This window comes from Mucilaginibacter sp. Mucisp86, assembly GCF_047324315.1.
Taxonomy (GTDB): Bacteria; Bacteroidota; Bacteroidia; order Sphingobacteriales; family Sphingobacteriaceae; genus Mucilaginibacter.
Map to the genome: position 1 here is coordinate 1,098,117 of NZ_CP168503.1, position 12,543 is coordinate 1,110,659.

General features: G+C 42.1%; 13 protein-coding genes. 8 read left to right on the forward strand and 5 right to left on the reverse strand.

Annotated elements, in window-relative coordinates:
- Positions 1-331: 331 nt before the first annotated feature.
- Together mtgA and ACEN9X_RS04440 are read left to right on the forward strand one after the other, a co-directional pair.
- Entirely contained in the window at positions 332-1,000 is a 669-nt protein-coding gene (gene mtgA, locus ACEN9X_RS04435) for a monofunctional biosynthetic peptidoglycan transglycosylase (RefSeq protein ID WP_394339793.1), read from the forward strand.
- Positions 1,001-1,260: 260 nt separating this feature from the next.
- Positions 1,261-2,346, forward strand: coding sequence for an alpha/beta hydrolase (locus ACEN9X_RS04440; protein ID WP_413669264.1), 1,086 nt, complete (start codon positions 1,261-1,263; stop codon positions 2,344-2,346).
- A gap of 12 nt (positions 2,347-2,358) precedes the next feature.
- Here the strand turns inward: ACEN9X_RS04440 and ACEN9X_RS04445 are convergent, their stop codons facing one another.
- The 5 genes from ACEN9X_RS04445 to ACEN9X_RS04465 all read right to left on the reverse strand — a co-directional run bounded on the left by ACEN9X_RS04445 (position 2,359) and on the right by ACEN9X_RS04465 (position 6,612).
- The gene (locus ACEN9X_RS04445; RefSeq protein ID WP_413669265.1) at positions 2,359-2,970 is read right to left on the reverse strand and encodes a YdeI/OmpD-associated family protein; all 612 of its coding nucleotides are present in this window, start codon (positions 2,968-2,970) and stop codon (positions 2,359-2,361) included.
- Positions 2,971-3,257: 287 nt separating this feature from the next.
- Positions 3,258-5,069, reverse strand: a complete 1,812-nt coding sequence (typA, locus tag ACEN9X_RS04450; protein WP_413669266.1) for a translational GTPase TypA — start codon at positions 5,067-5,069, stop codon at positions 3,258-3,260.
- A gap of 91 nt (positions 5,070-5,160) precedes the next feature.
- On the reverse strand, positions 5,161-5,544 hold the full coding sequence (locus ACEN9X_RS04455; protein WP_413669267.1) for a type II toxin-antitoxin system VapC family toxin: 384 nt from the start codon (positions 5,542-5,544) through the stop codon (positions 5,161-5,163).
- A gap of 2 nt (positions 5,545-5,546) precedes the next feature.
- Complete coding sequence (locus tag ACEN9X_RS04460) at positions 5,547-5,795, reverse strand: DUF2281 domain-containing protein (RefSeq protein ID WP_413669268.1); 249 nt, start codon at positions 5,793-5,795, stop codon at positions 5,547-5,549.
- A 28-nt stretch (positions 5,796-5,823) separates the two neighbouring features.
- The gene (locus ACEN9X_RS04465; RefSeq protein WP_413669269.1) at positions 5,824-6,612 is read right to left on the reverse strand and encodes an alpha/beta hydrolase; all 789 of its coding nucleotides are present in this window, start codon (positions 6,610-6,612) and stop codon (positions 5,824-5,826) included.
- A gap of 165 nt (positions 6,613-6,777) precedes the next feature.
- Between ACEN9X_RS04465 and ACEN9X_RS04470 the strand changes: the two genes are divergently transcribed.
- The 6 genes from ACEN9X_RS04470 to ACEN9X_RS04495 all read left to right on the forward strand — a co-directional run bounded on the left by ACEN9X_RS04470 (position 6,778) and on the right by ACEN9X_RS04495 (position 12,483).
- Positions 6,778-7,485, forward strand: a complete 708-nt coding sequence (locus ACEN9X_RS04470) for an alpha/beta fold hydrolase (protein WP_413669270.1) — start codon at positions 6,778-6,780, stop codon at positions 7,483-7,485.
- Positions 7,486-7,564: 79 nt separating this feature from the next.
- On the forward strand, positions 7,565-8,749 hold the full coding sequence (locus ACEN9X_RS04475) for an ATP-grasp domain-containing protein (protein ID WP_413669271.1): 1,185 nt from the start codon (positions 7,565-7,567) through the stop codon (positions 8,747-8,749).
- A 143-nt stretch (positions 8,750-8,892) separates the two neighbouring features.
- Positions 8,893-9,990 carry a carboxylate-amine ligase gene (locus ACEN9X_RS04480; protein WP_413669272.1) on the forward strand — a complete coding sequence of 366 codons (1,098 nt, stop codon included), beginning with the start codon at positions 8,893-8,895 and terminating at the stop codon, positions 9,988-9,990.
- A gap of 152 nt (positions 9,991-10,142) precedes the next feature.
- Entirely contained in the window at positions 10,143-11,003 is an 861-nt protein-coding gene (locus tag ACEN9X_RS04485) for a type 1 glutamine amidotransferase (protein WP_413669273.1), read from the forward strand.
- Positions 11,004-11,068: 65 nt separating this feature from the next.
- Positions 11,069-12,262, forward strand: coding sequence for a hypothetical protein (locus ACEN9X_RS04490; RefSeq protein WP_413669274.1), 1,194 nt, complete (start codon positions 11,069-11,071; stop codon positions 12,260-12,262).
- A gap of 59 nt (positions 12,263-12,321) precedes the next feature.
- Positions 12,322-12,483: a FeoB-associated Cys-rich membrane protein gene (locus ACEN9X_RS04495; RefSeq protein ID WP_091218164.1), complete on the forward strand. Its 162-nt coding sequence runs from the start codon at positions 12,322-12,324 to the stop codon at positions 12,481-12,483.
- Positions 12,484-12,543: the final 60 nt, after the last annotated feature.

Consider the following 12,543-nt stretch of genomic DNA (forward strand, 5'->3'; position numbering starts at 1 on the left):
TTATATTTCGGAATTCGGAGTTTCGATTTCGGATTTTGAAAAATTTAAACAGGTGTTTTGTTAATTCAAAACACCTGTTTTTTTTTTGATCAGAATTAAATAAAACAACTCCGGAATCGAAAATTCGAAATCCGAAATCAAGAATATTTATTTCGGATTTCTGGAAAAAATTTAGAATTTTAGAGGGTGTTTTGCTTTCGCGAAACGCCCTCTCTTTTTATAAGGAAATATTATAGCAGTGTTAAAGTTCTTCAGTAAAAACAACCAGAAATCGAAGTCGAACGCACGAAATTCAAAATCGGATTCTAAATATTACGGCATACCTAAACTTATCTTCAGGATCTTTAAACTGGCTTTTCTGCTATTTTTCGGCCTGAGTTTATTGGGTGTGATATTTTACCGCTTTGTTAACCCGCCTTTTACCTGGCTGATGATTGAACGCGGCTTTCAGCGCAAATCTGCCGGCAAGGAATGGAAGATTGATAAAAAATGGAAAGACTTTGACGACATCTCCGATAACATGAAGCGTGCTGCAGTTGCCGCCGAAGATCAAACTTTCCTGGAACACCATGGCTTCGATTTTAATGCTATTGAAAAAGCTATTGAAAAAAACTCGCACAGCAAAAAACTGATTGGCGGTAGCACTATATCACAGCAAGTAGCCAAAAACGTTTTCCTATGGGAAGGCCGTTCCATACTTCGCAAAGGCATTGAAGCTTATTTTACTGTGTTGATAGAAACTTTCTGGAGTAAAAAACGCATTATGGAGGTTTATCTCAACGAAATTGAAATGGGCGATGGCATCTATGGTGTTGAGGCTGCTTCGCAGGCCTATTTCCATAAATCAGCGTCGGATTTAACCCGCCAGGAAGCAGCTGCTATTGCTGTTATTTTCCCGAGCCCGCTAAAGTGGTCGGCCACCAACCCTACCAAGTATTTAAAGCACAGGCAATATCTTATCATGAAGAATATGAAAAGATTAGGGCCGCTGGATTTTTAGACCCAATAGAAAAAATTGTCATTTCGACGAGGAACGAGGAGAAATCTTATGCGCCATACTTTGCAAACTATACAAGGCGGTTTACATGATGTAGAAGATTTCTCTTTCGCGCCGCCGCTCATGCCCATCCTCTGCTCCATCGAAATGACATCGTTTATAACTTACTGCAAGTTATTATAACAAGCCGTCGCTTTTTTATTTCAACATCGCTGTAACCTTTTGTAAATTAAGGCTATCTTCATTACACAACCGATATAGCCATGTCAAAACAAAACCTAAAACTCAGCATAATCCTATTTGTGTTTTTATTTGCTAAAAACATTGTAAACGCACAAGTTAAAAGTGATACCCCTATCCCTTTTACTGATAAGGACATGGTGCAGTGGGATTACCATTCAAAAACCATAGGTGAGGATTATACCATTTATGTACATTTCCCGCCGGGATATGATACCACCAAAACCAAATACCCGGTATTATACATGACCGATGGCGACTGGAACATGACCGTAGCCATGAACTGCTTTAACATGCTCAGGCAGGACTATGAAACCACCGAGGCGCTTATAGTAGGCATTGGCTATGGCAACCGCCCCAACCAGCGTAGCCGTGACCTGAACCCTGCTACCGGCGGGCCAAAGTTCATTTCATTTATTGAACAGGAGGTAATCCCATTTATACAAAGCAAGTATCGTGTAAACGATAATAAAGCCTTATATGGCTATTCTTTTGGCGGCATGTTCACAACCATGGTTTTATTTGAGCACCCCAACCTGTTTAACATGATCTTTATAGGGGCGCCCGGTAACAGTGGCAGTGAACTAATCCCTTCGGCAAAAAAATATTTTGCCAATAATCATGATCTTAACAGCCGGGTATTTTTAGGCGTAGGTTCTTTTGAGCTCTTAACCAGCAGAAATATCGAGGAATTTAAAACCTATATGGAAAGCCAACATTGTAAAGGGCTTGACATCGCTACGGCAATCACCCCAAATGCCGGGCACGGGGCAGCTTTGGCGCAAGTAATGCAAAACGCAATAAAATTTGCCTATTGCAAACAACATAAGGCTATTAATATACCTGCAAAGCAACTGGAACAATACGCAGGCAATTACCAGATAACCGGCGATGACAAAAACAAATTCAGGACTTACGTTGCTGAGGGCAAGCTATACTTCATCCAAAATGATGCAATACCTATGGTAATTGCACCATATGCAAAAGCATCATTTTTTATGTATGAAAACGAACGGGCCGATATAACCTTCCACACAGAAGAGAACAAAATGTATATGCTCTTTAGCTTTCCTGGCGAGAAGCCAACGAGGTTGGATAAAGTAAAATAAGCTTTTCCTTTTTTATTTATACTTCCAATGCCTTGATTTACCCTCGGTAAGCCATTCCGCAGCTGTTTCCATACGTTTAAGGCGAGTGGCTTCTGTCTTTGCTTCAGTTATCCACTCTATATATTCCTTTTTCTGCGAGTAGCTAAACTGGTTCAGATTAAGCCAGGCCTGCGGGTGGGCTTCTAAAAATTTCACAAAGTAATCCGGCACAACTAATTCATCGCGCTGGGCAGGCGTCTTTTTCTGCGAGGCAGGCCTGGGTTTATTATCTTCATTTAGGGCCAATGCCTGTTGTATAAACTGGATCAGCACTTCTTTCGGCGGCAGATCATCAATACTAGTTAAGCGGCCAAAGCTACCGGCAGCCTGATCGGCCAGGCTCAGTATCTTTTGCGGATCGTATAATAACGATGCTTTCCAAAACCCAAATGAACAATGCTGCTTGAAGGCAGCCATATTACAAACCACACCTTTGTAATCAAAAAATGGCATGCTCCATTTCATCGTTTCGGTTATCATGGGCGAAGCTTCGTGCACTACAACCCTCAGGTAGTTTAAAATTGGCTTTGCAAAATCTGGCGACTTTTCAATGTAGGCGTCAATTCGGTTATCATAATGTTCCATAAAATTAAAGGTAATAATTTCAACATGAATTTAAACATGGTGTCGCTTTTGCAATAGGAGGCACCTACGGAGCCTTGAAATTAATTCTCTTCTTCTATAAACACGCCACCCCTACGGGGTAGGTATTTGCAATTGATTTGCACTCCGGAGGAGTGACGTGTTTATAGCAAAATTATAAAAGCTGTATTTGGCTCCGTAGGCGCCCCCTCTCTGCAATAAGAATATATAAACACAAAAAAGCCCCTCCAAATAATCGGAGAGGCTTCCAAAAAACATATTATAATCAATTATTGATTAACAAACCTTTTAGCGTTTACTTTACGCTCGTTTTCGGTTAGGTAGATTTTACGTAAACGCATGCTTTGCGGTGTAACTTCGATGTATTCATCAGCCTGGATATACTCCATTGATTCTTCTAATGAGAATTTGATAGCTGGTGCAATACGCACGTTATCATCACTACCTGATGCACGCATGTTGGTTAACTGTTTACCTTTAACAACGTTGATCACCAAATCGTTATCGCGGATGTGCTCACCAAGGATCTGACCTTCGTAAATATCAACACCCGGATCAACGAAGAAACGGCCACGATCCTGCAGTTTGTCAATTGCATAAGCAGTTGTGTTACCTTTTTCCATCGAGATCAATACACCATTTGAACGGCCAGGGATTGGGCCTTTCCATGGCTCATAAGCTTTAAAGCGGTGTGCCATGATGGCTTCACCTGCAGTAGCGGTCAATACGTTGTTACGTAAACCGATGATACCACGTGAAGGGATTTCAAACTCTAAGTGCTGCAAATCGCCTTTTGGCTCCATGATCAACAGGTCACCTTTACGTTGTGTTACCAGTTCAATTACTTTACCGGCAACATCACCCGGTACGTCAACTATAAGGGTTTCAACCGGCTCGCATTTAACACCATCAATGTGTTTAACGATAACCTGTGGCTGACCTACCTGTAGCTCGTAACCTTCACGACGCATAGTTTCAATCAATACCGACAAGTGAAGGATACCACGGCCATAAACCAGGTATGAGTCAGGCGATTCGGTTTCAACAACCTTCAAGGCCAGATTTTTCTCCATCTCTTTGTACAGACGGTCGCGCACGTGGCGTGAAGTAACAAATTTACCTTCTTTACCAAAGAAAGGTGAGTTATTGATGGTGAACAACATGTTCATTGTTGGCTCATCAATTTTGATAACCTCTAATTGTTCAGGGTTTTCAAAATCGGCAATAGTATCACCAATGTCAAAACCATCAATACCTACTACAGCGCAGATATCACCAGATTTTACTTCTGTAGCTTTTACTTTACCCAAACCTTCAAATGTGTAAAGTTCTTTGATCCTTGATTTTTGGATGGTACCATCACGTTTTACCAAAGATACAGGCATGTTTTCTTTGATAGTGCCACGAGCCACACGACCGATAGCGATACGACCTACGAAAGAAGAATAATCTAACGAAGTGATCTGCATTTGCAGTGTACCTTCAGCAATAGGAGCCGGTGGAATGTTTTCTAATATAGCATCCATCAACGGGAAGATATCTTCCGTTGGTTTTTTATAATCTGTGCTCATCCAGCCTTGTTTTGATGAACCGTAGATAACCGGGAAATCCAGCTGCTCTTCGGTAGCTTCAAGGTTGAAGAATAATTCGAAAATTTGTTCGTAAACTTCTTCAGGGCGACAGTTCTCTTTATCAACTTTATTTACAACCACAATTGGCTTAAGGCCTAAAGCCAAAGCTTTTTGAGTTACGAAACGAGTTTGAGGCATAGCACCTTCAAAAGCGTCGCAAAGTAACAATACACCATCGGCCATTTTCAATACACGCTCAACCTCGCCACCAAAATCGGCGTGACCAGGGGTATCAATAATGTTGATCTTAACATCTTTATACCTTACAGATACGTTTTTTGAAACGATGGTAATACCACGCTCACGTTCAAGGTCGTTGTTATCAAGTATTAACTCTCCGGTTTGCTCATTGTCCCTGAAAATGGCACAGCTGTGCAGGATTTTATCAACCAAAGTAGTTTTACCGTGGTCAACGTGCGCGATGATCGCAATATTTCTGATTTTTTGCATGAAAATGCCTCTCTAAATTTGGCGCAAAGGTAAGGTTAAATTATGAGATTATAAAGCGTTTAGCGGTTATTGTTTAGAATTAACATTGAGTTTACCAAAGTACGCTTACCGGGTAGGCTTTAAAGTGCTGATCAGCCGAAATGATGGTAAGATTTTCAGAGATAGCCTGCGAGATAATTAGACGGTCAAAAGGATCTCCGTGATGATGAGGAAGAATTAGCAATGTATTGAGATGATCAATTTTCACATCGAGGATATGGATGTTATTAATCAAAAGGAATTGATTAATTTCCACAAAAGACTTCTTTATTTCAAGTTTAGTCTTGCTTGTCTTAATTACTATTTCCCAAAGTGAAACTATACTAACAAAATTACTTTCCCATCTGCCTTCAATTTGAGTCTTTGCCATGGTAGAAAGCCTATTACTACCTTCTGTAAACCAAATTAAAGCATGGGTATCAAGCAATAAACTCATTATTACATATAGTCTTTAAAATCATCTAAAGGCTCATCAAAGTCATCAGCCATATATCCAAATATGCCTTTCCCTCCTCCAAAACCAGGCTTAACTACAAATGGTTCGTCGCTTTTTTCATTTGCAGACACGCTCAAACTACTTATACTTATGCCGTTTTCGTTAAGAAGCGCGTCTATATAACCTTCCACCTTAAGCTTAAGATTATCAGGCAATATTTCAAATTTCTTTTCTATTAGTCCTGTTCCCATAATAAAGCTAATTTACAAAAACTATACCTTATCTCCCAAAAGCCCAAACCAAAAACTTGGCCATTGCTTTGCCCCATGTAGCAGTGTCATGGGTACCTCCTACTACTTCAACGTATTGAATCTCTTCCGGGCGTTTAAACCCTTGGGCTTCCATCTCCCTGATCAGGTCGATGGTATCATCAATAGCATCAATAATACCGTTCTTATTCCGATCACTGGTTTCATCTTTGGTACCGGTTTGCAGCCAGGCACTGATAGCCGGTTTAGCTTTAGTTTGCCTGATTACCTCGTGCATCAGCCTGTCTGCATCGGTATAACCTTTAGCAAGGTCTTTTCCCCGCCACCAAAATGAGCCGGAAAAAACACCTGCCTTATCAAACAGCAAAGGGTTGTTCCAAACAATGTCAAAAGCAGATAAACCGCCAAGCGAAAAACCGGCGAACGCGGTTATATCAAATTCATTAAAACCTGTCAATTGCTCTAATTGGGGCAGTAATTCTTCTCTTATAAATTGTGTATAGATATCAGCTTTAGCGCCACGGCCTTTAAAATCGGGTTTACCGGCAATGCCATATTCGTCCAGGCGATTCTCACCGGCATGTATAGCCACAATCAATACAGGTTTAAGGCGATTGGTATTATATAATGTTTCGAGTGTACTTTTCAGTCCCAGGTTTTCAAGCTCCTGACCATCGTTAAGCAACAACAGGTTTAGCGGTTCAGCAATATCGTTATCCCCGGGTTTCAGAATGGTTAAAGTCACTTCCCGCCCAAGTAATGCAGAAGTTATGTTTATATCTTGTTCGGTTATCGTCATTTCAGTATCAAGCCAGCCCGGGCACATCTCTTTCTAAATTAAAATTAAGGGCGCAAAAATAAGCTATACTTTTTACTTTTTGGCCGCTAAGGATTAATATTATCAGGCTGTTGCCTTTTTCAAACAAACCTCCTAACTTACAATCATTATAAAAACTACACTGCTTTGACCGAAAAATTTCACCGCTGGCACTCTCCAAACACCAACACCGACCTCGAAATGCTGGTTTTCGGCGACCGTGGTTACCCCGTAATACTTTTTCCTACCACCAAAGGCCGCTACTATCAAAACAAAGATTTTGGCCTGATCGAAAGTGTAAAATGGTTTGTTGACAATGGTTTAGTGAAGATTTACTGCCCCGATACCATTGATGACCGTAGCTGGTATAACAAAAGCATCCATCCAGCCGACAGAGCCAAAACCTATGCCGGGTATGACCGTATGCTGATGAATGAACTTATCCCCTGGGCCATGCATGAAACAGGCGTTGGTAAAGTAGCCGTTGCCGGCTGTAGTTTTGGGGGCTATCATGCCGCCAATTTCGCGTTCAAACATCCTGAGAAGGTAAGGCATTTGTTTACCATGGGTGGAGCCTTCGATATTAAAATGTTTGCCGATGGTTATTATGATGACGACATTTTTTATAACAACCCGGTCGATTTTTTGCCGGGCAGCAATCATCATGACCTCTGGCAAATGAACATTGTACTTGGTACATCCGAGTATGACATATGCAAAGGATATAACATCCAGCTCTCAAACATTTTAAAACAAAAAAACATTAAACACTGGCTGGATATCCGCCCTTTTGCCAATCATGACTGGCCTATCTGGCGCGAAATGTTCCCGCATTATTTATCAACGATTAAATAACCAATTATTGAATTAATGAATTAGTGAGTTAGTGAATTAAGAAACCCAAAGAAAAACAAACATATAAACACCTACTATCATGAAAAAAATCGGTATCTTATTCGGACAGGAAGATTCGTTTCCACAGGCATTTGTTGATCGTGTGAACCAAAAGGCAGAAAAAGACATCAGCGCTGAGTTTGTAAGACTTGATAAGGTAGTGCAGGCCGAACCGCTTGACTATGCTGTGATCATTGACCGCATTTCGCAGGATGTGCCTTACTATCGCGCGGCTTTAAAAAACGCCGCTATTTGCGGTACCGCAGTAATCAACAACCCATTTTGGTGGAGCGCTGATGAAAAATTCTTTAACAACGCCCTTGCTGTAAAGATAGGGGTTCCGGTACCTAAAACAGTGATCCTGCCATCAAAGGAGCTGCCCGACGATACTACTAACAAATCCTTCCGGAACCTGGCTTACCCCTTGGACTGGAACGGCATTTTTAATTATGTTGGTTTCCCGGCCTACATGAAACCTTTTGATGGCGGCGGCTGGAAAGAGGTTTACAAAGTAGAAAATGAAAAAGATTTTTTCAGCAAATACGATAAAACCAAACAACATGTTATGATGCTGCAGGAAGAGGTTGTTTTTGACGATTACTTCCGCTGCTATTGCATTGGCGGCAAACACGTGCGCATTATGCAGTACGAGCCACGTAATCCGCACCACCTGCGTTATGAACATGGTAAAGCACCGGCAGCTAAAAAACTGCTGGATACCGTTAAAGATTATGTTATAAAATTAAACCAATATTTAGGTTACGATTTTAACACTGTTGAGTTTGCCGTTCGCGATGGTATTCCTTATGCTATTGATTTCTGCAACCCTGCCCCCGATGCCGAAGTTACCAGTGTAGGCCAGGAAAACTTTGACTGGGTGGTTGAAACCGCTGCCGATTATGCCATTGAACGCGCCAAAAAACAAAAAGATGGCCTGGACAACCTTACCTGGGGTGAGTTTGTAAAAACCTCGGCAGCTAAAACACCGTTGGTTGCAGCTGTTAAAAAAGCCGTTAAAGCTGAAGTCTCAGTAGCTGTGGTTGACCATGCTATTGAAGCAGAAGGAAAAGCTAAGAAAGCTAAAGCAATTGAAGCACCTGTTGCAAAAGCTGCTGCGGTGAACGAACCGGTTGCGAAAGCCGCAGCTGTGAAGGAGCCGGTTGCTAAAGCAGCAGCCGTAAAAGAAAAAGCAGCGCCTAAACCTAAAAAGGCTGCTAAGAAATAAGGGTATGTGCGATTCCCCTCTTGAGAGAGGGGTGTAGGGGTGTGTTATCGCGTGTAGAAACACACCCCTTCCATCACACCGCCCAACGCGCCCCCTCTCAAGAGGGGAGTTTTGAAGAAGAAGAGTACTAACCCCAACCAATTATGAACGAATTTACCTTAGGCGTTGAAGAAGAATTTATGGTGATTGATCCCGTGTCGCGGGAACTCAAATCGCATGAGCAAAGAATTGTGGATGCAGCCCAAAAAATCCACGAAGACCAGGTAAAGGCCGAAATGCACCAGGCCGTAGTTGAGGTGGGCACACATATTTGCCGCAATACCGAAGAAGCCCGTAAAGAAGTAAGCAAGCTTCGTACTACAGTGGCGCAACTGGCCGGAGACATTGGCTTACGGATTGGTGCTGCGGGCACACATCCCTTTTCGCACTGGCAACACCAGTTAATTACTGATAACCCCAGGTATTTCGAAATTGTGGATGAGATGCAGGAAGCAGCCCGCTCAAACCTCATTTTTGGTCTGCATGTACATGTGGGCATCCAGTCGCGGGATATGGCTATTCATATCGCCAACCAGGTGCGTTATTTTTTACCGCATGTGTACGCGCTCTCAACCAATTCGCCGTTTTGGGAAGGGCGAAATACAGGTTTTAAATCATTCCGCACCAAAGTTTTTGACAAATTTCCGCGTACCGGCATCCCCGATTATTTCAGCAGTATTGAAGAGTACGACCGCTACATTAAGCTGCTGGTAAAAACCAATTGCATTGATAACGCCAAAAAAATTTGGTGGGATATCCGTGTACACCCCTTCTTTGAAACTATCGAATTCCGCATTTGCGATTGCCCCATGCTGGTTGATGAAACCATTGCTTTTACCGCTTTATTCCAGGCCCTGTGCGCCAAACTGTATAAACTCCGGGCGCAAAACATGAAGTTCATTAACTATTCGCGGGCGCTTATTAACGAAAATAAATGGCGCGCTGCCCGTTACGGTATCGACGGTAAAATGATTGATTTTGGCAAGGAAATGGAGGTGAATACCCGCTCGCTGATATTGGAATTACTTGATTTTGTAGACGATGTGGTTGATGAGCTTGGCTCTCGCGATGACCTGCAATATGTACACAATATCCTGGAGCATGGCACCGGTGCCGACAGGCAACTGGCCATTTACCAGCAAAATAATAACTTTGCCGACGTAGTGGATTATATCACTTCGCAAACTTTGAAGGGGTTGTAGGAGCCAGGCCGGCCCCTCCCAAACCCTCCCCGGAAGGGAGGGCTTTAAAAACCTGCTGTCAGTTGGAGGAAATTAAAAGGGGATAATTATTTTTAAACGTTAAAACAAAAAAGTCTCCCCTACCGGGGGAGATTTAGAGGGGGCTCGGGCTTATGAAACCGGAAATAAAAGTAGCCATACTTGATTTGTATGATGGGATAGCGAACGAGGGTATGCGCGGCTTCCAGGATATTTTGAAGCGATATAAAACCGAACATGATCTGAATTTAAGTTACCAGATCTTTGATGTACGCCGTAAATGTGAAATGGCCGATCTCAATTTTGATATTTATATATCAAGCGGAGGGCCTGGCAATCCATTGGAAACTGAGGGTACCGAGTGGGAAAAGAAATACTTTAACCTGGTTAATAAGCTGGAAGACCATAACCTGTCAAATAATACCAACAAAAAACATGTGTTCTTCGTGTGCCATTCTTTTCAGCTGATGTGCCGCCATTATAAACTGGGTGATATTAATATGCGCCGCTCACCCTCATTTGGTGTGCTGCCGGTTAATAAAACGGATCTCGGGTTAAACGAGCCACTATTTGAAGGTTTGGCCGAACCTTTTTATGCTGTTGATTCGCGCAGCTGGCAGGTGATCAATCCCGATGAAAAACGTTTTAAAGAATTAGGCATGCAATTAGTTGCGATTGAAAAAGAACGCCCTCATGTTGATTTACCGAGGGCGATGATGGCCATCAGGTATAACGATTATTTCTTTGCAACACAGTTCCACCCCGAAGCAGATGCAGCGGGCATGAAAGGGATGTTGCTTCGCGAAGAAAAAAAGCAGGAAGTGATCAGCGAGCATGGCGAGGTTAAATATAAAGAGATGCTGGAACGCCTCGACGATCCGGATAAAATAACACATACCCAGCATACACTGATCCCTAATTTTTTGGATGCAGCGGTAGGCCCCACCCAACCCTCCCCTAAAGGGAGAGGGCTTTTAGAAGTTAAAGAAGATTAAATAATTTTAATTATAAACCGTAATAAAAAAGTCTCCCCTTCAGGGGAGATTTAGAGGGGCTAATCATGAATCCATCAGTCAGAAAAACATTTAACGAAAAATTCAGCGACGAGAAATACAGCCAATTTCTTGATAAGCTCAATAATGACTTAAAAGAACCTGTTCCCTTCCGGGTAGCAGAAACACCTGTTTTTTTGACTGCCGATTTTCGTGATAAGCTCGTTGCTGCCGGTAATGATATCGTGGATACCATCCTGAGGCCCGATTTCAAAGAAATTACCGAACGTGCTATTCCCGATTTTTGGCGTGTAGCCAATGAAAATGATCACCCTCATTTTATCGCTTTAGACTTTGGTATCTGCAAAGATGAGCAGGGTAATATCGTACCCAAACTAATAGAATTACAGGGCTTCCCTTCCCTTTATGGTTTCCAGGTACATCTGGGTGACACCTTCCGGGAGGTTTATGATATCGCTGCTGATGAAACCATCTTTTTTAGTGGATTGAATAAAGAAAGTTATCTCGATCTGCTTAAAAAAACAATTCTCGGCCCTTACCAACCCGATGAAGTGGTACTGATGGATGTGAGTGCCCCGGAGCAAAAAACGGCGGTCGATTTCTATCTTACTCAAAAATATATTGGTACACCGGTGGTATCTTTAAGCGATCTGATCCAGGATGGCAAAAAGCTATATTATATAGCAGGCGATGAAAAGAAACAAATTAAACGGATTTATAATCGTTTAATATTTGATGAGATAGCCGGCGATCCGGAGATCTTCACCAAAGTAGCCGATATCAGGCAGCCCCTTGAGGTTGAATGGATCACTCATCCTAACTGGTTTTATCGCGTCAGCAAATTCACCATGCCTTTTTTAACGGGTGATTACATCCCCCAAACGCAGTTTTTGCACCAGTTAGAGCAAATCCCTGTCGATTTGGAAAACTATGTACTTAAACCGTTGTTCTCTTTTGCAGGTCAGGGGGTAATTATTGATATTAGTAAGGAAGACATTACGGCCATTACCGATCCTGACAACTGGATCTTACAGCAAAAGGTAAATTATGAGCCTGTTGTACAATCGCCTGAGGGTGGTGTAAAAGCTGAGATCAGGTTACTTTACCTTTGGCCCGATGGGGATGAAAAGCCTACGCTTGCCATTAATCTTGCGCGCTTAAGCCGCGGAAAAATGATAGGCGTACGTTATAACAAGGATTACGATTGGGTTGGCGGCACAATTGCTTTTATGCCCGGTTAAACTTTACACTAATTACCCTGTCTGTACGTATATATTAAATAATGTTTAATTTTGTCTTTATGAATATGCAAATCATCATTATCGCGATACTTTTTGCAGGCGCTGTTTTTTACATCGGCCGTATGATGTACCGGGCACTCACTACTAAAAAAAGCTGTGGCGGCAATTGCAAATGCGGTGTCGATTTTTCGGGTATCGAACCTGGAAAAACCGCCAAATAATGCTATATTCCCATTTCATACAATCTTCATAAGTAACCTATACTTTTAATAAAGTAATTT

Excerpts from the sequence above, each read along its gene's own strand:
- ACEN9X_RS04455 (WP_413669267.1), bottom strand. The coding sequence starts at position 5,544 with ATGAGTTTATTGCTTGATACCCATGCTTTAATTTGGTTTACAGAAGGT.
- ACEN9X_RS04495 (WP_091218164.1), top strand. The coding sequence starts at position 12,322 with ATGAATATGCAAATCATCATTATCGCGATACTTTTTGCAGGCGCTGTT.
- ACEN9X_RS04440 (WP_413669264.1), top strand. The coding sequence starts at position 1,261 with ATGTCAAAACAAAACCTAAAACTCAGCATAATCCTATTTGTGTTTTTA.
- ACEN9X_RS04465 (WP_413669269.1), bottom strand. The coding sequence starts at position 6,612 with ATGACGATAACCGAACAAGATATAAACATAACTTCTGCATTACTTGGG.
- ACEN9X_RS04460 (WP_413669268.1), bottom strand. The coding sequence starts at position 5,795 with ATGGGAACAGGACTAATAGAAAAGAAATTTGAAATATTGCCTGATAAT.
- ACEN9X_RS04485 (WP_413669273.1), top strand. The coding sequence starts at position 10,143 with ATGAAACCGGAAATAAAAGTAGCCATACTTGATTTGTATGATGGGATA.
- ACEN9X_RS04445 (WP_413669265.1), bottom strand. The coding sequence starts at position 2,970 with ATGGAACATTATGATAACCGAATTGACGCCTACATTGAAAAGTCGCCA.
- ACEN9X_RS04490 (WP_413669274.1), top strand. The coding sequence starts at position 11,069 with ATGAATCCATCAGTCAGAAAAACATTTAACGAAAAATTCAGCGACGAG.
- ACEN9X_RS04480 (WP_413669272.1), top strand. The coding sequence starts at position 8,893 with ATGAACGAATTTACCTTAGGCGTTGAAGAAGAATTTATGGTGATTGAT.
- typA (WP_413669266.1), bottom strand. The coding sequence starts at position 5,069 with ATGCAAAAAATCAGAAATATTGCGATCATCGCGCACGTTGACCACGGT.
- ACEN9X_RS04475 (WP_413669271.1), top strand. The coding sequence starts at position 7,565 with ATGAAAAAAATCGGTATCTTATTCGGACAGGAAGATTCGTTTCCACAG.